Below are 16,740 nucleotides of genomic sequence, written 5' to 3'. Positions count from 1 at the left end.
ACATCGAAGAGGGAGCCGTCGCCTGCGCGTCTCGAGGCCAACGCAAGCCGTGGATTCGGCTTTCCACCGCGGGAGGATTCGCGAGGGCCCTCGCGAAAACGTCGCGATCGCCGACCAGGACGACCTGCTCTTCGGCGCGGGTGATCGCCGTGTAGAGTTACGACCGGTTGAGCAGCCGGCTTTCGTAGATCGGGATGACGACGCGCTTCGCGCTCGACCCCTGCATCCGGTGGCATGTGACGGCGTAGGCGAGATCGAGGTCGACTAGGTGCTCGTCTCCCATCCGCTTCGGCTGGCTGTCGCCGTCGAATAGGATGTCGATCGTCCGTTCGTCGGGATCGATCACGACGATTGGCCGAGCAGGCCGTCCAGAGCCCGGCGCGGTAATCGTTCTTGACGAAGATGACGGGCTCGCCGACCGAGAAGCGGCGGCCGAAGAAGCCTCGCATCTTCGGGACGGCCGTCGGCTATGTGCCGACGATGCCCGCGTTCGCGGCCGCACCCGCGACCTGGCGGTGACGACGATCACCTCGTCGTCGCCGGCGAGCTTGACGATGACCTCGTCGAGCTTGCGGTCCAGCGCGGAGTGGTCGACATTCACGAACGAGACTCCCGCGGCCGCGCCGGCGAACTCGGAGAACGCGGGCAGCGGCCGGACCGGACGGCTGCGGCGGGCGGGATGCCGGTCGCTTCGGCCTGGCGGTGCAACCTCGGTCAGCCGCAGCGCGATGCCGGGATCCTGCGCCAGCTTGTGGAAGACGAGCCCGAAACCGATCGGGGGCAATTGCGCCTCGTCGCCGAAGAAAAGCAGGCGGCTGCCCGCGACCAGGCGCTTTGCTATCGCGTGGACCGTCGGCAGCTCGGTCATCGAAGCTTCGTCGACGACCAGCGTCTTGTCGTCGATGACGCTGAGGGATTCGAGCTTGGTCAGGATCTTCGCCCTCTCGCTATCCGACTTTTCCGATCGCTGAGCACGGAGTCGAGTTCGCCGAGCTCGGCGAGCTGGGCCGCGCAGCGGGCAGGCCAAGCTGTTCGAACGGGTGGACACCCTCGAACTTTCCATCCGGTCCGCTAACTGCCTGAAGAACGATGTCATGCATAAGTTGGCGAGATGGTCCAGGGTCCGAGGCTGAGCTATTGCGGAGCCCTAGTTTTTGGCCGGAAATCGCTCATCGAGATCAAGGATGTTCTCGCCAGTTTGGGCTGCACCTTGGGATGGTTTTGTCTGCGTGGCCGATCAAGGCGGTAGCTTGAGCGGCACCATACGGCTTTATCGCAGTATCGCTGTGCCGGAAGCCACCGCCGGCTCGGTCATGGACGAAATTCGGCAGAACGGGCTTTCTGCGTTGCGCGGATTCAGTCGTGGTCTCGACGAACTCAACTTACAGAGAATCCGGCGAGATTGTCCAAACCGCCGTATTCTTGATTTCGGCGTCTTCTAGGTCGCGGGTCACCGGTACACGATAGTCGGCAAGTCGAACAAGTTTTGTCTTTGGAAGGAAAGTGCGCCCGGGGTCGCCGATCAAGATGGTCGCGCCGGCGCGCGCATGGTCAGCCAGAAATGCAAAGGCACGCGCCGCAGTGTCTCGCTCATAGAATATGTCGCCCGCTAGGATGGTCTGCCATCGGTCGTTTGGTTGAGTATCGAGCACGTCCTCGCCGCACGACGTGAGGTGGACCTGGTTGACCTCCGCATTGAGTTCTGTCGCCGCGATCGCGAAGGTGTCGATATCAGACACTGTCACCCCGACCGCGCCGGCCTTCATCGCCGCGATGCCGACGAGGCCGGAGCCAGAAGCGATGTCGAGCACGCGCAGGTCCCGTACGGTATCCGGATGATCGAGCACGTAGCGCGCCAGCGCTTGGCCGCCCGCCCAGGCAAAGGCCCAGAAGGGTGGGGGAAGGCCGGCCTCGTTCAGCTCGTCCTCGGTCTGCTGCCAGATCGGCAACGATTCATCGGCCAGGAAGAGCGCGATTTCCGGCACCAGCGGCACCGACCGCAGCCGGGTGTTGGCGCGGATGAAGGCTTGCGGGTGGGCAATGGTTGTGGCTGTCAAAGCGAGCTGCCATTGTCTAGGTCCCGCGATGACTAGCACAAGTCGTCTCGCGCTGAAGGGCTTAATCGCGCGATGTCGGCGGCCGGGATCGTATCAACGCGGCTGCTTGTTTCCCGAGGTCAACGATTGAACACCGCCCATCGTCGCTCTGCAGGCACGTTCCCGCGGGGACCGGCCGGGGTCCGGAACGGCCTTGAAGTGCGGATCCACTACGCTATATTTAAGGCGCTGAGCCAATCTTTTCGAATTGGCGGCCGATCGCGATCGTGACGGCTCCCGACCTGGCCCTGGTAGTCAGGCTAACCGCAGCCCCTATGGGGGCCGCGTGTCTCCAAGGGTTTATCAAACCTCAGGAGACTTAGATTGAGCAAGATTCTCAAATTCCCGACGACAAAACGACTGAAGTCAGTTCTGGTCCGCAGTTCGCGCGAGCATCGGATCAGTATAGAAATTCGGGACGAAGTCCGTCCGCGGCGCGTCCGGTGGGACGTGCAGTTCGAGATCCAGGAAGTCGCCGGCTTTCGCGGATCGAAAGGGCTGACGGACCGGGCCGTGGCGAACGGTTACCGCCATCGCTTCACGGTCGGAAGCACGTACGCGGCGCGTCGACTTGCAATCATGATGGCGCCGCTAATCGCGTCCGGAAAGGTCGTATTATGGATCGACGGGACGATGGTGCGCCCGCAGCCAGCTTTGGTCGCGTAGCGCCGGTCGACGTCCGTAGCCGGAAGGGAGCCCCGCCGTTGGCGGGGCTTCTGCGCGATATGTTGATCCGAGTCGCGGACCACCCCACATCTCGACCATGATCGACCTTGACCAATATATCGAGCGCATTGCCCGGATCGCCGGCGAATACGTGGACCTGACGGATTATGCGGCGAAAGTTCTCGGCGATCGCTACGGGAACGGAGACCAGACCGTCATCGAATGCGTCGATTTCCGCAGCACGATGTTGACGGTCGGCGACTGGGACACGCTGAACTGGCAACTGCAGCTCGGATTCTTTCCCGTCGCCCTGCCGACTGATGTCCAACTCGGCGGTTACGCGTTCGCGGCCGAGGTGGCCCGCGCCGTCCTGAAGCTGAGAATGCGTACGGCGTGCGCGCCGTACAGGCGCACCGATCCCCTGTTTAGCGGTTCGCCGGCGCTCTGGAGCAGCGTACGTGACGGCGAATTGATCGACTTCGCCGCCCTCGCTCAGGAGCTTGGAAGCGAGGTCGTGGCGGTCCCGAAGGGCTTCGGGAAAATCGCCGACGAGCTCGATCCGGCGCTCGTCGAGTGGCTGAGGCGCAACAATCCGACGTCACCGTTCTTCGTGCGGCTCGCTCCCAATCGCTTCTACAGCCAGAAGCCGCCGATGATGCTGACCGAAGCGGTGATTGCGCCCGGTCGCTTCGACGCTTTGATGAAATTTGACATGTATCCCGGTCAGCGAGAATACGGCGAATACGTGCTGCAAAAGGATGCCTTGGACCCGAGAAATCCAGCGCCGTTTATTGACTATGAGATCGAGAGACTACGCAGGCTGGAAATCCGAGCGCAGAGACGCGGCGACATCGTGAGCATGATGATCGAGGAGTTGCCGGCCCCCGATGCCCCCGACGGTTTGATGGTCGGCCGGTGTATCCATCTGGACACGCACGCGCCAAACAAGACAGCGATACGCGACGTGAAGCTTTCGCATCTCGATCTGGCGCTCAACGTCTACGAAGGGGCTGTCCGAAACGAACGCTTCGGCACCAGACTGAAAGACGGGAAAGTCACCGATGCCAGCTTCAGGACGCATCTAATGCGGATCGAAGGCATTCCCTTGCTGACGCTCCTGCCGATCTGTGCCGGATTTCTCAGGTCGACGAGCCTCTTGGGCGAGTGGTTCAAGGATCTGCAGCAGCCGAAGTGACCGCTATCGCCAGTCGGAGCGCAGGTCCCTGACGCCTTTACCCGGACGCTCCCTCAATAAAATCGGTGGCGTGCCCCCGCTGTAGCTGACCTCGGCCGCGATCGCGTCAAGATCGAGACCTCTGCCGTGCAGGAGTGCTTTCGACGATGCGACCGTCGCATCGATCTCGGTCGGCCGAACCTTAAAACGCCTCGAAATCGGCCGAGATTGACGGTCCGAATCGCCGAACGGGTGGTACACAGCGGTGGTCACAGAGTCCGGCCGGGCTTTTCGAGAATCCTTGTTTTTCGGCGATTTTCGCGCGTATGGCGATGTCGCGAAGAGAGTTCCACTCTCTCCGCCAGCGCTTTGCGCAAGCCCCCCGAGCTGCATCACTTGCGGCGCCACGTTCGACGTGCGGGGTGACCGACTTCAGTTGCGGTTAAGACCGTACTCACCGCGCGTCAGCAGGATCCGCTTCCAGAAGGCCTCTCGCTCAAGGACGGTCTCATCAGGAGTCGGGCTCGCGCGATATTCGAGTAAGGCAAACCGGAAATTGTTTCGGCAGTATTCGAGCGTAGGGTCGCGAACCAGAGCGGTGAGTTCGACGTTGCCCCCGTGACCCGTGGAAGCGTAGCTGCACCAGCGGGCCCATACCCCTTCCGATCCATAAGCTGAGCCCACATACCGCTTTCCGGTATTGGTATCGGAGATCAGATAGATGCCTTTGACGCTACTTAGAGCTGCTTTCCAATCGGGGCGGCCTGTCCGGACAAGCGTCTCAAGCTCCTCGAACGCAAGGTCGATATTCTCAAAGCCTGGAAAGCTTCGACCCGTATAGGGCTCCCGAAGAAGCTCCAGGACCTCCAAGCTGGAGTAATGGTTTTCGAAATTCACCCGCGTCGCGCGCTCTCGGTACGAAGAACGGAGTTTAAGACGACCGATGAAGCCGCCGCCTTCCTCGCTCAGCATCACCACATACCGATCTGACAATCGTTCCGACACACAGAACACGCCACCGAAGAGCCAAGCGTCCGGTTCGTGATAAAATTGGATGAGAGAAAAGATCTTCGGACGATTGAACTCGTCGCGCGCTGGGCGGTACTCCTGCCAACCTTGCCATTCTCCCCTGTCGCGCGCCCACACTTCTAAAGGCTGGCTGTGTCCGTTCCAGCGCGCAAAATGGAGCTTGTAGTCCGATGGACCGGCTATCGACCAAATGTCCGATAGCCGAAGGGAGGAGGGCGGCGGCTCAGAGGCGCTCATTCTCGCCCTCTAACACAATTGTGGCCTAGTCGGCCGATTGCCCAGGATCGTCTTCCAGAGGTCAAGACACTCGACACCTTTAAGAATCCAACGCCCCAGTCGATGGGCCCGTCGATGTACACCAAGATTTAACCACGAAGGGCCGGACGATAACGTCGGAGAACTCGTTCGCTTGATGTCGTTCGGTCCGATGGCGATGTTTTGACAAGATCAGGCGGCAAAGCGCGACGCACTTATGTGTGTTTTGACACTCTTATGAGGTGCATCACAACGTCGGCACCGCGACCTACGCATCTAACTCCTTGTTCCAGTACAGATAGTCCAGCCGGCTGTCGTGCAATGGAAGGTGCTTAAAGGCTTCGTTCCGCGCCATCGCCTCGCAAGAATTTCCACTGCTTTTCGACATCAGGGAGCAACGAATGCCCATGACGGAGAACGAGCCCTAATGAGTCTCGCCCAACCACCTGAACGGCTGGCCGAATTAGGTCGTATTTGATCAGGGCGTCAGTGACCTCCTTTGCGCAATTTGCAGGCTGACCGCTCGCGATACGCTCGAAAGCAGCAACTGCATCTGACAACAAGCGATCACAGGGGTGACTTGATGCTCTCATGTTTGCTTCCCAAGGGTCCTTCGTCCCACTAGCGTCGCTCCCGATCAGGCGAAAGGCAAGTCCGACGATCTAGAACCGCCGACGACCACCGTTCACGAAAGCGAAGCCGGGCTGAAGCAGCCGATCAGCTTCGTTCACTTCCCCGACCCGCCGGCCGAGGTGCCATCCAGGCCGAAGCCGCGCCGGCGCAAGGCCAAGAGGCCCGCCAAGAAGGCGCGGCGGTGACCGAGCTGCTGCTGCTGATCTGTCGGTGGATGATCCCGCCATGCATCGCGGCGGCGCTCAAAATGCACCTCTCGGCGCTCTCGTCCACGTCCTGAAGGCCATGCTCCCGGAGGGGTTCTCGGTCGCGCGAAAGGCTCCCAAGGTCGACCTCGACCGGGAGATCCAGCGACTGCTCGACGGCGCCGGCCGCTAGTTCAAGCTGCCATCATTGGACGCCAGGCGGAGTGAGGCTTTTTCTGCCGGGGGTCGGCTGAATTAGGTTTTTTCTGCCGGTGTAATGCATTTTCTACCGAAGGCCCCCGAAATAATGCTTTTTCTGCAGCCGTAATGCGTTTTCTGCAGGCGCCGGCTCTGTCGAGGTGAGAACGCGGGGGGGGAACCCGCTTAGCCCCCTGCATTCTCACATCGGCGCTCGGGTCCGGACGTGGTGCCGTTAAGGTCAGTTAGCTTCACATTATCGCACGGTATCCTGCCGTCACTGCACGGTACGATCCCGTTGAGCGTCACAGGTGACGCCATCACCGCTGATGTCCGATTCCTTGACGCCCCCCGTTACTACCTGGGCGGCGCCGCCTTTAATTTCGAGGTTTGTCCGATTTCGCCGCAATTCCGTTTGCAGCCAACCAGGCCGCGCCGGCGTCGGAGAGTCGCCAGTCGAACTTGTCGATCCCCTCGACGAGGCCGTTCTTGATCAGCGTGTTGACGCCACGGCCGTGGACGCGCTCGAACTCCCCATTCGGTTTGATCACGGAAAACCAGCCGCCGACATGCCGCAGCCGCGCGCCACGCGAGACGGCGACGAGCAAGTGCAACGGCGCCGGCGTCAGGCGCATTTCGACCCGACCTCGCGGATGGCATTCGCCTTGCGCTCGCCGAACACCCACCACGTCCTGCCGCCGCCGCGCTTCGAGCCGTCGATCAGGCGGTTGCGGAAGACGAATTCGCTGTCCTGCGTCGACAGCAGAGGCGAGACGACGTCGTTGAGCGTATCGGCGGACTCGGGGTGGCGCGGCTTGAAGCCGGCGCGCGCCCATCCGGTGCCCGTGAGTTCGTAGGCGCCGAGACTGGTGAAGAGTCGATACGGCGCGTCCATGGGAAGCGGCGCGGGATCCAGCAGGACCATGAAGACAGGATCGTGCACGACGCGCACGCCGATCTTTCCCAGCGGCTTGTACTGCTCGCCGAGCGCCTGCATGAACTCGTTGCCCGGATGATGGCCGGGCGTGAGGTAGACCAGCACGCGCTCACCGCGGTCGTCGACCGCCGGTGGCAGCGGGTCTGGCGGCTGCCAGTTCGATTTCTTGGCGATGCTCTCCAGGGACTCTCTCTGCCCCTTCGAGAGGCTGCCGCGATTGTCGAGATCCTGCGCGACGGAGATCAGGAATCCGGACGTACCGATCTGGATCGGGCGGCTCTGAAGGAATCGGATCGCGAGCGAGTTGCGCGGGTCCATCGTGTAATCCGAGGCTTTCATGCCAGCATCTCCATGGCTGCTTCGTCCTCCTTCGCGAGGCGCTCCGGCGCCAGATACGCGCGCGGCAGCCACGTGACCTTCGCCGTCGCCATGCCGCCGCGCGGGCCGAGCTCGATGTGAACGAGGCCGGCGTCCTCCAGCGCGCGCAGGGAGCGGCGGACGATGGGGTCTCCGGCGAAGCGGTGGCGCCGCCCGTCTGGAGCGAAACCGTCAAACAGCTTGCGGAATACCCATGTCGGCTTGCCTGCCGACACACGGAACGTTTGGCGGAATCCTTGCTCCGTCTCTAGCGGCCGCTCGACCGGAGCCCACACGCCATAGGCGGCCTCGAAGTATCTGCCCTTCTTCGACAAGTAGGGCGTGATGCCATCGGCGCCGACGATGGCGGCGATGCGCAGTTCGTCGAGACCGTTCGGATTTGTCGGCTTCGCCGTGGCGTAGTCGACTTCATAGAAGCGGCCTCCGCGCGCCTTGGTGCAGGCCGCCAGCGCCGCGACGGCATCCCAGCGACCCGGCGCGATCGCCATCACGCGGACCTTCGTTTCCTTGAATTGGATGTCGGCGAACAGCTCGCTCACCACCTCGACAGCGCACTGCCTGCGGTCGCAGATAGTGGCGACGCCCTCGGCGTCGAACAGGCCATCACGGTCGGGATGCGGCGGCGCGTTGCGGCGGCGTGCGTGGTTCGCGGCCGCGGTAGCGAATACCCCGAAGTCCATCTCCGCTTGCGTCACCGGCGACCCCCGTAGGTCCGAGGCTTGTCGAACGGAATCGTTTCTGGGTCGAGGTACTGCGCCGGCTTGCGCACGTACGGCGTCGGCGGAGGTGGGCGCTTGACCGCGGTCGCCGGCGTCGCGGCCTTCGGCGGCGGCGGGCCTTCGCGCCTAACGGTCGGCGCCACCGGCCGCGGCGGCATCGGCGGCAGAGCACCGGGCCGGGGGGCGCCGGGCATCGGCAGCAGCGGCCTCGCGGAGGTCGTCGGCGGTGGACGCGTCGCGGCCGGCGTGAGCGGTGCGGTGATCCGGCGGCGTCCCTCTTCGTCGAACTCGACGTCATCGGGAGCAACCGTCGGCGTCTGCTGCACCGGCTTGGGCGCGCGCTTGTTGATGGGAAATCCGCCGACCATTATGCAGCCTCCTTCTTCCAGCCGATCACGTTCTTCTCGCACCACTGGTTCGCGAACGCCTCTGCGTACTCGTTGATGTCCTTAATCTCGGCCGTCCTGACGTCGAAGCGGCGGCCGGCGCTCTGGCCGTTGAACTCGCGCGAGGCCTTCAGGATGTCGTCCATCGCCTTCCTCTGACCGGCGATCAGCTCGCGGAATTCGGCCGCGATCAGATCCTCGAGGCGGACCAACTCTTCGTGGGGGATGTCTTCGCGATCGATGTGGGCGCGCAGCCCACTGGGCGGCAGGCCGAACAGCCACTCGCCGTAGCGGCGACGGCTCTTGCCAGAGATCCGATCGAGAGCCTTCCAGATGTCCTGCCAGTGCTGAGTATTCGGCCAGCGGCGGCTCATACGATGTCTCCCGTGTAGCGGCGCGCCGCAGCCCGCGCCGCTTCCCTGCGGCCGACGTTGTAGCCGTCGCTCCAGGCCGCGATCAGCTCCGCGATCATCGCGTCCGGCAGGTCGCCGCCGCGCACGAACAGCGGCTCGTCCTTATCGTCGCGCACGCTGATCCAGCCGCCGATCGCGCGGCCTTCCCAGGCGGAGCGGCGAACGGTGTACTCGCGCCCGGAGACCTTCAACTTGCGGTCTTGGTGGGTGACTGGCGACTTCGTGCGGCGGCGGTCGGCGATATTGATGGTCATTAGTAGACTACTCCCCATGGAAGGTCTCTGTTCTGCTTGCATCGGCTGCAGATCCTGACGCCCTTGTCGGGGCTCAGGAATTTCTTGCCGCAGCCGTCGCCCAGGCAGCGGCGCAGCTTGACGTCGTTGCCCTCGACGGCGAGGCAGAGATAGCTCGCTTTCGTCCAGATCGCCGTCGGCGTCCGGCCCATCATCGCGGCGATAGCGCGGATATTGCCTCCGGTCTCGGCGTAGAGCGCGGTGAGACGGTCGTAGTCCGCTTCGGTCCACGGCATAGCGGCCTTCGGCGCCACGACGGGGGCGCTCCATTCGAGAAGGCTAAGCTGCATCGCTGCCCTCCTTGCGCATGGAGAGGAGGCGGTTGCGCAGTTTCGTCAGATCCACGCCGCGCTGGGCGGCGGCATCTCTCTCGCGATCGATCAGCGCCAGCATCTCGCCGTCGATGTCCCGGCCGCTCTTGATGCAGCCAGCGCGGCGATACTCGAAAAGCTGGCTGCGGCTCATGTTCAAGCCGCGGGCGAGGGCGACCGTCCAGCCTCGGCCGGGGCCGAAGAGGGACGTTCCGACGAACTCGATCCGCAGCGGAAGCGTGTTTTCCTTGGGCTTCGGCACTTCCCGGCAACTTCTCACGAATGGGTAACGAAGTGTGCGTATGGCGGACACTATGCGTTCGGCGACTGGCATCTGTCAAGCGGGGGTGAATCCTTCCGGTGGGCCTGCCCGTTTCCGCCTTGCAGCCGACCGTGCAACGATGGGCGGTAGGAAAAGGAGGTCGTCACATGCTGAAGAACATCGTTTCCGCGATCGGCGCCGCCCTGCGCGCCGCCTTCGCGCTCGTTCGCGCCGCCGTCTCGATCCCCGGCCGCGCCGTCGGCGCGCTGCTCGGCGGAGGCGCGGCGCCGCCGGTCGAGGACCTGCCGGAGGTCCAGGATCTCGCCGCCAGGCTCGCCGCGGCGGACGCCGAGGATCAAGACAACTACGCGAAGATCGCGCGCGCCATCTGGCACTGGTGCGTCGAGTCACTCATCGCCGACGGCCCCGTGGCGGTGCCGAGCTGGCTCCCTCGGCCGGTGAAGTCGTGGCTGCCGGGCCTTTCTGCTAAGGAGGCGGAAGCCATCGTTTCCGTCGAAAAATCGGCCATTCAGGCACATGTGCGCGGCCTGTACGGGCTTCCTGGCGTGAGGAAAGTGCAGTCTCTGGCGCCGGTGAAGTGGTCGCCGGAGCCGGCTCGTCGCAAGGCGGCCCCGGTCGACGCTACCTGCGAGCCAGCACGCCGGCCCGCTTGAGCAGGCGATTGAGCGCGTCGAGCTCGGCCTCGGCGCGCTCGGCGCGCCGCACCGCGTGCTCGCGCAGCAGCTCCGAGAAGTTCAAGAACTTCTCGACCTGATCGCGGTTGTAGTGCGCCCACTGGTTCGCGGTGTTGCGCTCGGCCGCAGCCTGCAGCGCGCCGACGAACGCGCCGGCGAGCGAGAGCGCTCCGCAGGCCGCGCAGGCGTTGAACGCGCCGCCGTTGAAGTTGGTGTGTGAGTCTCCTGCCATGGTGCTTACCTCGCTTGCTGAAGGATTCGTCCGGACGCCTTTTGTCCGACAAAGTAGACTTTAGCACACAGACGGTGTAGACATCGTTCCTGGGATCGGTGCACTTTTAGCGATGGGCAGGGCTGTGAGACTCCATTCCAACGACCAGATCGCGCCCGGCCACGTCCTCGTTATGCAGCCGGGCGAGGTGCTGCTCTGCAGGCTCACCGAGCTGATCCATGAGCCCGGGCACGACAGCGAGACCGACATGCATGTCAACCCGTGCGAGGTCGCCGCCGTCCGGGCGATGTGGTTCGAGCCGAAGGGAGCAACGCAGTGACGACCTGGTTCATGGCCGATCCCCATTTCTTCCACGCGTCGCCGGATAAGCCAGACGGCATCATTAAGCTCGCTGGCAGACCCTTTTCCAGCGGCCGCCAGATGAACGAAGCTATGGCTGCCAACATTCGCGCCATGGTGCGTCGGGACGACGATTTGATCATCGCTGGCGACTTCGCGCACCGGGCCGGCGACCCTGAGGCGCTGCGCAAGCTTTTCGATTCATTGCCGGGTCGCAAGACGCTGGTGATCGGCAATCACGATGGCCCGCAGACTCAGGAGTTGCCGTGGGCCGACAAGCGGGACATCCTCTACGCCAACGTCGAGACGACAAAATTGGTCGTGTCGCACTACCCGATGTTGTCGTGGATGGGGTCGCGCAAGCCGACGACGCTCCAGCTCTACGGGCATCATCACGGCAAGCTGCGCGGCAACCAGCAGTCCTGCGATATCGGCATCGACGTGCTCGGCTTCGCGCCCGTTCGTCTGTCCACGATCAAAGCGCACATGGCGACGCTGCCGCCGCGCGTGGATCCCGAGGACGGCGAGCAGTACGACGTCGACGGGGTGAAGCCGTGAGCCAGCTCCAGCTCTTCGACCCCCGCCTCACGCCCACGGCGACGAGCGAGATGCTGGCGGACTCCGGTCTGCGCCGCGCCATCCGCGCGATGCGCAGGGGCGACGGCGCCGGGTGGCCGTTCGTCGAGCGTATCGGCGCGATCGGCGACGCCCGCGCCTGGGCGGTGGATGACAACGGCGTGCGCTACGTCGTCCTAAATGGCACCATCTTCCGGTCAGAGGACCTCTGGTTCGCCGTGGCGCCTGTCCGCAAGGCGGCGCTGAAGGCCTTCGCAAGGCTCGACGAGATTGACAACAAGGAGACGACATGACCGCCACCTAGACGCCCTCCACTCCCTACACCCCCGGCGACATCGTCACCGCGCCGGCGCGCGTCGATTCCGACTTCACCTGGCTCGAGCTTCTCACGAAGGTGGGGACGTTCGTCCTGATCATCACGGCAGGCTTACGTCGGCGACATAATCGAGGAGGTCATGGACCAGGCCCAGGCGGTGCTGGTCATGTTCTCTCCGGACGATCTGGTGCAGCTCCGGCCGCAGTTCGTCGCACGCCATGAGAAGTCGACCGAGGGCAAGCCGCAGGGACAGGCGCGGCCGAACGTGCTGTTCGAGGCTGGCCTGGCGATGGGGCGCCATGCCGAGAAGACGCTGCTCGTTGAGATCGGCAGTGTGAAGCACTTCTCCGACATCGGCGGCCGCCACATGCTGCGGTTCAACGGTTCGACGGCGAGCCGACACAATCTGGTCGGTCGACTTCAAATGCTCCGCTGCGATCTCGACGTCGACGGGCGTCAGGACTGGCTCGACGTCGGAGACTTCGCGCCGACGGCGGGCAGGCCGGCGAAGAAGAAGCGCGCGAAGCGCTGAGACCGTCGTCTATATCGGACAATTTCGACCGAATGCAGCGCGCTGTTGTCTATATCGGACATCGCTGCCGTCGCTCTGCCTGTGGATTCTGCGGAGAGCGATACCGCAGAATGCCCAGTATATTGGGCATTTTCGCGGTCCGTTCTCCAAAACGCCCAATATACTGGGCGAATTAACCATCGATGGGAAGCTAAGGATTCTACGCGCATGTTGATTCATGACAGCGTGAATCAGATGATACTTACGCATCGCTCATGTTGTGATAATTTCTATCACACTAAAGATGGCGCGATGGTCACGACGTCGAGAGACTCCCACAACAAAGGAGACGCTATGTTCCCGCGCAGGAAGAAGTTGCCGTCCACGCTCGAGATCAACGATAGCCTGGAAAAGCCGACCAAGATCCCAGCCGTCGGTGACGGCGCCACGCACGGCTACGGAGGCGACAGCTATCCGGCGACGGTTACCGCTGTGACGCCCTATCGCGGCACGGTCGTCGTCACCATTCACGATGACGACCACACGTTCGACCGCGGAACCGGCCAGCACGTCTACACCCCGACGATGCGCCGCGGCTCGAGCAACTGGCGCCTCGACATCGACTTCGGCAGCCGCGGCCTGCCTCGCGCGGTCTGGCAGCGTGTGTACAAGACCGACAGCGGCATGTGGGGCAAGAGCGGCCGCCCCGGGGGCATCGGCTTCGGGTTCAGGGAATACCGCATGGACCCGCACTTCTAGCGCATAGTCGACCGCGAGGCCGCCCACTCGTTCGACTATTCCGTTTGATCGGAGACAATATGAAGACGCTCCAAGACCTGATCAAAGTCGCAGCAACCGCTGGCCTGACGGTCGAGCTCTCGATGCTGGCCAACGTGAAGTCTGGCCAGATGGTCGCGACGGTGCGTAATCCTGGCTCGATCAAGATCATCGACAACCTCATCGTCAATCCGGACTACACTATCAGCGGCGACACGTTCGACGCGCTTGTCCGGAAACTCGAGAGCCTCTGCATCTTGCCGACGAACGCGGCTAAGGCTGCCGAGGCCGAGCCGTCAAAGTGGTTCAAGTTCGTCGGGCTGCCGATCACGCACTGGGGTAGCGGCACAGAGGAGCAGGCGCGGGCGTATGCTGAAATCAAGGCCCGCCGCTATCCAGGAGCGCGCTACGTCGAGGTCGACGGGGGGCCGACTGACGAGGGCGCGACCGTGATCAACCTGGACGCCATGCTGTCGGTCGCGAGGCAGGCTGATGGCTAAGCTCTCGCCCCGTGCCGTCCGCATCGTCGCCGCCGGACAGGCTCTCGCCGGCGACCGCTGGCAGTCTGCGCTGGCGCGCGCGGCCGGCGTGCCGCAGTCGCTGCTGGCGATGATCGCTGGCGGTGAGCGCCGCGTGGTGACAGATGACGTCTACCGCAAGGTCGCGGAAGGCCTTGCGAAGGAGGCCGATCGCGTGCGCGCGGTCGGATTGAAGCTCGACAAGATGGCGCTGCAGATGCTGCGCGAACTGGAGGAGTAGGTCGGTGATCTCGATGACGTTCTCCGCGGAGACGCGCGACCAGATCGCCGCCGCTCTGGTGGCGCACGGCGAGGATGAGAGGGTGCTGACGCTGGTCGGGCGCAAGATCAGGAAAGGCGAGCAGCCGTCGGTTCTCGCGAACGTCCTGCGCGTCTGGCCCGCCGACGCCGATGGGCTCTGCCGCGTGCGCCTTACCGACGTCGAAGGGCTGCTGGTCTGGCGCTCGATGGCGCTCTATGACATAGCTGCCGGCAGGGGCCTGGAAGCAGACCTCGCTGGTCGGCTCGGCGTCCGCACGGATGGCGCATACGACTGTTTTCGAAAGCTCACGTGCCCTCGCGCCCGACATCGGTTGTCGGCATATGATCGTGCGACGCGCAGCCACACCGCGCACAGGTGGACGCGGGATATGCAGTCTATCGTCGACGGCAAGACGTTCGTCGTCTATCCCGATGAGCGATACCGGTTCGATGTCGGCGGCGGAAGCGATTACGCCGCGCTGCTCGGACTCGGGTTGGTACTGCCGGCGATCGACTGCGAGAGCGGCGTGACCGCCCACCCGTCATCGCTTCTCATGACACCCGTGCCGGATCCCGAGCCGCTGGAGCTCGCCGATGACGAAGCTCTCGCCGCCCTCTCTCCATAGCCCTCGGCGGCATCATGTCGGGGCTTTCTTCCTTTTGTGCTTGTAGCGCTCTGCGCGGATCGTCTTGCCCATCAGCTCGGCGTTCTTGAGAGCAGCGTCCTTCTCTATCGCCTTCGCGGTCCAGTGCTCGCACCACTCCGTCCAGGCCTTCATCATCGCTCGCTTGCGCTTGATCTGCGGGTCCGAGCTGTAGAACTGGCCGGTGACGTCGGTCGGCTCGATGCCTTCGAGGTGGTCGAGGATCAGCTTGCCCTCGCCGACGGCAAAGCCGAGATCGCGCGGTCCGTAGGTGCTGAATGCGTATCGGCCGCCGTGTGTCGAGAACTCCACGCCGGGGATTGCCGCCAACCAGTCGTTGAACAGGCCGGCTTCGGCGTGTCCGCGACCGGTCCGCGATGCCAGGCCGGCGGGGAAGAGCCAGCCCTCGCTGCCCTCGAAGTCGCTGAGCTTGTCGAGCTTCGCATGCGCTTCGGCGGCGAAGCCGACGCACGGCACCAGATGCGAGCGGTTGCCCCGCTTCGTGCCGCTCTTGCGGAAGTAGGGCGGCACAAACCATCCGGACTCACCCGGCGCCTCTTCGTACTCCCTGAAGCGCCAGCGCGACGCGCCGGTCACCGCTCGCCGGCGCTGCACGGTCCCGATCATGAGCTGCAACCCGAGTCCGATCCGCTCTGGCAGGCAGCCGAGGCGGGCGACGGCGAGGGCACGGCCGATCTCGATGGGCTCCGGCGTGTAGCCGTCCTCATCGTCCGGATCGAAGGCCTCTTCGCCAAGCTCTTTCCGCGTGCGCTCCGGCGCCTTGAGCGTCTCCATGACGTGTCTTGGGACGTTGGTCTGCTCGGCGCGAACGGGCTCGGCGAGCCAATTCCACATACGCCGGATCGTCCTCACCATGCCCTCGGACATCGACTCCGCTTTGCGGGCGTGGACGTCGGCGATCGCGGCCGCCATCTCGTTCAGGGTGATGCCGCTGACCAGACGGCCGGCGAACCGGTCTAGCTCGGCCGGCATCAGCTTGCCGCGGTAGTCCCTGTGCGTGTCTTCGCGCCGCGTGCGCAGGATCTCATCCAGGAAGTTCTTCTTGGCGTCCTCCCAGGTCCAGCTCGGCTTCGGCCTGGCGGACTCGATCTTGATCTGCGTCTCCATCGAGACGCCGGCGGTGATGGCGGACAGGAAGGTCGTGGGATTGTGGCCGCCGCGAGCCAGCTCGGCGACCTTGGAGGCGCGGGTGCGTGCCGTGTCGACGGAGAGGCCCTCCACAGGCGGATCCTTGCTCTCCGCGGGACCGAGGTCGTACCGCGTACGCTTGCCGTGCAGCGCCGTCCGCATCGACCATCTGACGGACAGGGGCCTCACCCTCAGCTCGAGCCCGGCGATGCTGCCGTCAGAGATGTCGTAGGACTTGCCGGACTTCTTGTCGCGGTACGCCTTCTCGATCGTCGCCTTAGTGATCTTGTTGCCCACCAACCTTCTCCTTGCCCCCCGGTCGAAAATCGGGGGCACATCGGGGGCAAAGTTGCCAAAAGGGCCAAAGGAGTCAACGAACCCGCGCCAGGCTTGAACAACTGCGCGATTCAGGGTTAATTCCTTGAGAACGCTGGCGCAATCTTGAGAGCTTACCTTCCCACTGATCCTTCGTCGCCTAGCTGACTGAGAGTAGAACCTCTGACTCTTAATCAGCGGGTCCCAGGTTCGAGCCCTGGTGCGCCCACCATTCAAAAGTCTTTCCCCTTCAAAACGTTACGCGCGGTGGCGCCGAGAACAAGACGGGTCTCGTGCCGCGTTTTTGTGCGGGCGGACACGGCCAGATTGCGTTCAGCTTTCGCTTGTTTCTCAACTTCCTGAGCGTCGCAGCAAGATACGGCTTGCTGCAGAACCAAAACCAGACTGTTCGGCTCGGGGGTCGAGTCGCCTCGCGACCACCACGCGGGGCAGCCGGCCCCGCAGAAGGGGA

Annotated in this window: 24 protein-coding genes and 2 pseudogenes; 13 read left to right on the top strand and 13 right to left on the bottom strand. The window is 63.8% G+C overall.

The genetic code is table 11. The annotated features are described in order from the left end of the window. Positions 1-157: 157 nt before the first annotated feature. A complete protein-coding gene (locus tag CO669_RS18680; protein WP_502694493.1) occupies positions 158-1,063 on the bottom strand; it encodes an AAA family ATPase in 906 nt (301 codons plus the stop codon). Here CO669_RS18680 and CO669_RS36645 point away from each other — a divergent pair. Then, positions 1,029-1,254, top strand: a pseudogene (locus CO669_RS36645) (DNA-directed RNA polymerase subunit alpha C-terminal domain-containing protein); the annotation flags it as partial. The gene CO669_RS18680 and the pseudogene CO669_RS36645 sit on opposite strands and share 35 nt — an antisense overlap. A 128-nt stretch (positions 1,255-1,382) precedes the next feature. Here the strand turns inward: CO669_RS36645 and CO669_RS18670 are convergent. Next, positions 1,383-2,057, bottom strand: a complete 675-nt coding sequence (locus tag CO669_RS18670; protein ID WP_097661402.1) for a class I SAM-dependent methyltransferase — start codon at positions 2,055-2,057, stop codon at positions 1,383-1,385. A 363-nt stretch (positions 2,058-2,420) separates the two neighbouring features. Between CO669_RS18670 and CO669_RS18665 the strand changes: the two genes are divergently transcribed. Both CO669_RS18665 and CO669_RS18660 read left to right on the top strand, forming a co-directional pair. After that, positions 2,421-2,762 carry a hypothetical protein gene (locus tag CO669_RS18665; RefSeq protein ID WP_097661400.1) on the top strand — a complete coding sequence of 114 codons (342 nt, stop codon included), beginning with the start codon at positions 2,421-2,423 and terminating at the stop codon, positions 2,760-2,762. A 97-nt stretch (positions 2,763-2,859) separates the two neighbouring features. Then, on the top strand, positions 2,860-3,957 hold the full coding sequence (locus CO669_RS18660) for a hypothetical protein (protein WP_097661399.1): 1,098 nt from the start codon (positions 2,860-2,862) through the stop codon (positions 3,955-3,957). A gap of 411 nt (positions 3,958-4,368) precedes the next feature. Here the strand turns inward: CO669_RS18660 and CO669_RS18655 are convergent, their stop codons facing one another. After that, on the bottom strand, positions 4,369-5,202 hold the full coding sequence (locus CO669_RS18655; protein WP_097661398.1) for a GIY-YIG nuclease family protein: 834 nt from the start codon (positions 5,200-5,202) through the stop codon (positions 4,369-4,371). Between the two features lie 861 nt (positions 5,203-6,063). Here CO669_RS18655 and CO669_RS35705 point away from each other — a divergent pair. Beyond that, positions 6,064-6,231 carry a hypothetical protein gene (locus CO669_RS35705; RefSeq protein WP_158228776.1) on the top strand — a complete coding sequence of 56 codons (168 nt, stop codon included), beginning with the start codon at positions 6,064-6,066 and terminating at the stop codon, positions 6,229-6,231. 382 nt (positions 6,232-6,613) lie between these two features. On the opposite strand, the gene CO669_RS18650 is transcribed toward CO669_RS35705, so the two are convergent. Genes CO669_RS18650 through CO669_RS18615 form a run of 8 tightly spaced genes read right to left on the bottom strand, consistent with a single transcriptional unit; the run spans position 6,614 to position 9,935 of the window. Next, positions 6,614-6,871 (bottom strand): hypothetical protein, encoded by a 258-nt coding sequence (locus CO669_RS18650; RefSeq protein ID WP_097661397.1) that lies wholly within the window; start codon positions 6,869-6,871, stop codon positions 6,614-6,616. Continuing rightward, positions 6,862-7,512, bottom strand: coding sequence for a hypothetical protein (locus CO669_RS18645; RefSeq protein ID WP_097661396.1), 651 nt, complete (start codon positions 7,510-7,512; stop codon positions 6,862-6,864). The genes CO669_RS18650 and CO669_RS18645 overlap by 10 nt, the downstream gene beginning before the upstream one ends. After that, the gene (locus tag CO669_RS18640; RefSeq protein WP_097661395.1) at positions 7,509-8,246 is read right to left on the bottom strand and encodes a hypothetical protein; all 738 of its coding nucleotides are present in this window, start codon (positions 8,244-8,246) and stop codon (positions 7,509-7,511) included. Before CO669_RS18640 ends, CO669_RS18645 begins: the two co-directional genes overlap by 4 nt. Continuing rightward, positions 8,243-8,638 (bottom strand): hypothetical protein, encoded by a 396-nt coding sequence (locus tag CO669_RS18635; protein WP_097661393.1) that lies wholly within the window; start codon positions 8,636-8,638, stop codon positions 8,243-8,245. Before CO669_RS18635 ends, CO669_RS18640 begins: the two co-directional genes overlap by 4 nt. Next, positions 8,638-9,030, bottom strand: coding sequence for a hypothetical protein (locus tag CO669_RS18630; protein ID WP_097661391.1), 393 nt, complete (start codon positions 9,028-9,030; stop codon positions 8,638-8,640). The genes CO669_RS18635 and CO669_RS18630 overlap by 1 nt, the downstream gene beginning before the upstream one ends. Continuing rightward, a complete protein-coding gene (locus CO669_RS18625) occupies positions 9,027-9,323 on the bottom strand; it encodes a hypothetical protein (protein ID WP_097661390.1) in 297 nt (98 codons plus the stop codon). The genes CO669_RS18630 and CO669_RS18625 overlap by 4 nt, the downstream gene beginning before the upstream one ends. Beyond that, entirely contained in the window at positions 9,323-9,652 is a 330-nt protein-coding gene (locus tag CO669_RS18620) for a hypothetical protein (protein ID WP_143278690.1), read from the bottom strand. The genes CO669_RS18625 and CO669_RS18620 overlap by 1 nt, the downstream gene beginning before the upstream one ends. After that, positions 9,642-9,935: a hypothetical protein gene (locus CO669_RS18615; RefSeq protein ID WP_097661387.1), complete on the bottom strand. Its 294-nt coding sequence runs from the start codon at positions 9,933-9,935 to the stop codon at positions 9,642-9,644. The genes CO669_RS18620 and CO669_RS18615 overlap by 11 nt, the downstream gene beginning before the upstream one ends. A gap of 167 nt (positions 9,936-10,102) precedes the next feature. Here CO669_RS18615 and CO669_RS18610 point away from each other — a divergent pair, with 167 nt between their 5' ends. Then, a complete protein-coding gene (locus CO669_RS18610; protein ID WP_097661385.1) occupies positions 10,103-10,609 on the top strand; it encodes a hypothetical protein in 507 nt (168 codons plus the stop codon). On the opposite strand, the gene CO669_RS18605 is transcribed toward CO669_RS18610, so the two are convergent. After that, positions 10,578-10,862, bottom strand: coding sequence for a hypothetical protein (locus CO669_RS18605; protein WP_097661384.1), 285 nt, complete (start codon positions 10,860-10,862; stop codon positions 10,578-10,580). The genes CO669_RS18610 and CO669_RS18605 overlap by 32 nt on opposite strands. 124 nt (positions 10,863-10,986) lie before the next feature. On the opposite strand from CO669_RS18605, the gene CO669_RS18600 reads away from it, so the two are divergent. From CO669_RS18600 to CO669_RS18565, 8 genes and pseudogenes are all read left to right on the top strand, one after another. Then, positions 10,987-11,181 carry a hypothetical protein gene (locus CO669_RS18600; RefSeq protein WP_143278689.1) on the top strand — a complete coding sequence of 65 codons (195 nt, stop codon included), beginning with the start codon at positions 10,987-10,989 and terminating at the stop codon, positions 11,179-11,181. After that, positions 11,178-11,759 carry a metallophosphoesterase gene (locus tag CO669_RS18595; protein WP_097661381.1) on the top strand — a complete coding sequence of 194 codons (582 nt, stop codon included), beginning with the start codon at positions 11,178-11,180 and terminating at the stop codon, positions 11,757-11,759. The genes CO669_RS18600 and CO669_RS18595 overlap by 4 nt, the downstream gene beginning before the upstream one ends. After that, entirely contained in the window at positions 11,756-12,070 is a 315-nt protein-coding gene (locus CO669_RS18590; RefSeq protein WP_097661380.1) for a hypothetical protein, read from the top strand. The genes CO669_RS18595 and CO669_RS18590 overlap by 4 nt, the downstream gene beginning before the upstream one ends. Before the next feature lie 144 nt (positions 12,071-12,214). Next, positions 12,215-12,625 (top strand): annotated as a pseudogene (locus tag CO669_RS18585) (TIR domain-containing protein); the annotation flags it as partial. Positions 12,626-12,958: 333 nt separating this feature from the next. After that, positions 12,959-13,363 carry a hypothetical protein gene (locus CO669_RS18580; RefSeq protein WP_097661376.1) on the top strand — a complete coding sequence of 135 codons (405 nt, stop codon included), beginning with the start codon at positions 12,959-12,961 and terminating at the stop codon, positions 13,361-13,363. 59 nt (positions 13,364-13,422) lie between these two features. Next, positions 13,423-13,881, top strand: coding sequence for a hypothetical protein (locus CO669_RS18575; RefSeq protein WP_097661374.1), 459 nt, complete (start codon positions 13,423-13,425; stop codon positions 13,879-13,881). Continuing rightward, positions 13,874-14,140, top strand: a complete 267-nt coding sequence (locus CO669_RS18570) for a hypothetical protein (RefSeq protein ID WP_097661372.1) — start codon at positions 13,874-13,876, stop codon at positions 14,138-14,140. Before CO669_RS18575 ends, CO669_RS18570 begins: the two co-directional genes overlap by 8 nt. Before the next feature lie 4 nt (positions 14,141-14,144). After that, a complete protein-coding gene (locus CO669_RS18565) occupies positions 14,145-14,786 on the top strand; it encodes a hypothetical protein (RefSeq protein ID WP_143278688.1) in 642 nt (213 codons plus the stop codon). 12 nt (positions 14,787-14,798) lie between these two features. Here the strand turns inward: CO669_RS18565 and CO669_RS18560 are convergent, their stop codons facing one another. Next, positions 14,799-16,250, bottom strand: a complete 1,452-nt coding sequence (locus CO669_RS18560) for an integrase family protein (RefSeq protein WP_097661368.1) — start codon at positions 16,248-16,250, stop codon at positions 14,799-14,801. Positions 16,251-16,740: the final 490 nt, after the last annotated feature.

The organism is Bradyrhizobium sp. Y36 (assembly GCF_002531575.1).
Lineage (GTDB): Bacteria > Pseudomonadota > Alphaproteobacteria > Rhizobiales > Xanthobacteraceae > Bradyrhizobium.
Note: the sequence above shows the minus strand (reverse complement) of the source record. Positions and strands in the feature narration are given on the sequence as shown.

Bases quoted from the DNA above. Each gene is read 5' to 3' on its own strand.
- CO669_RS18680 (WP_502694493.1), bottom strand. From the start codon at position 1,063: ATGGAAAGTTCGAGGGTGTCCACCCGTTCGAACAGCTTGGCCTGCCCG.
- CO669_RS18660 (WP_097661399.1), top strand. From the start codon at position 2,860: ATGATCGACCTTGACCAATATATCGAGCGCATTGCCCGGATCGCCGGC.
- CO669_RS18655 (WP_097661398.1), bottom strand. From the start codon at position 5,202: ATGAGCGCCTCTGAGCCGCCGCCCTCCTCCCTTCGGCTATCGGACATT.
- CO669_RS18650 (WP_097661397.1), bottom strand. From the start codon at position 6,871: ATGCGCCTGACGCCGGCGCCGTTGCACTTGCTCGTCGCCGTCTCGCGT.
- CO669_RS18645 (WP_097661396.1), bottom strand. From the start codon at position 7,512: ATGAAAGCCTCGGATTACACGATGGACCCGCGCAACTCGCTCGCGATC.
- CO669_RS18635 (WP_097661393.1), bottom strand. From the start codon at position 8,638: ATGGTCGGCGGATTTCCCATCAACAAGCGCGCGCCCAAGCCGGTGCAG.
- CO669_RS18630 (WP_097661391.1), bottom strand. From the start codon at position 9,030: ATGAGCCGCCGCTGGCCGAATACTCAGCACTGGCAGGACATCTGGAAG.
- CO669_RS18625 (WP_097661390.1), bottom strand. From the start codon at position 9,323: ATGACCATCAATATCGCCGACCGCCGCCGCACGAAGTCGCCAGTCACC.
- CO669_RS18620 (WP_143278690.1), bottom strand. From the start codon at position 9,652: ATGCAGCTTAGCCTTCTCGAATGGAGCGCCCCCGTCGTGGCGCCGAAG.
- CO669_RS18610 (WP_097661385.1), top strand. From the start codon at position 10,103: ATGCTGAAGAACATCGTTTCCGCGATCGGCGCCGCCCTGCGCGCCGCC.
- CO669_RS18605 (WP_097661384.1), bottom strand. From the start codon at position 10,862: ATGGCAGGAGACTCACACACCAACTTCAACGGCGGCGCGTTCAACGCC.
- CO669_RS18580 (WP_097661376.1), top strand. From the start codon at position 12,959: ATGTTCCCGCGCAGGAAGAAGTTGCCGTCCACGCTCGAGATCAACGAT.
- CO669_RS18575 (WP_097661374.1), top strand. From the start codon at position 13,423: ATGAAGACGCTCCAAGACCTGATCAAAGTCGCAGCAACCGCTGGCCTG.
- CO669_RS18570 (WP_097661372.1), top strand. From the start codon at position 13,874: ATGGCTAAGCTCTCGCCCCGTGCCGTCCGCATCGTCGCCGCCGGACAG.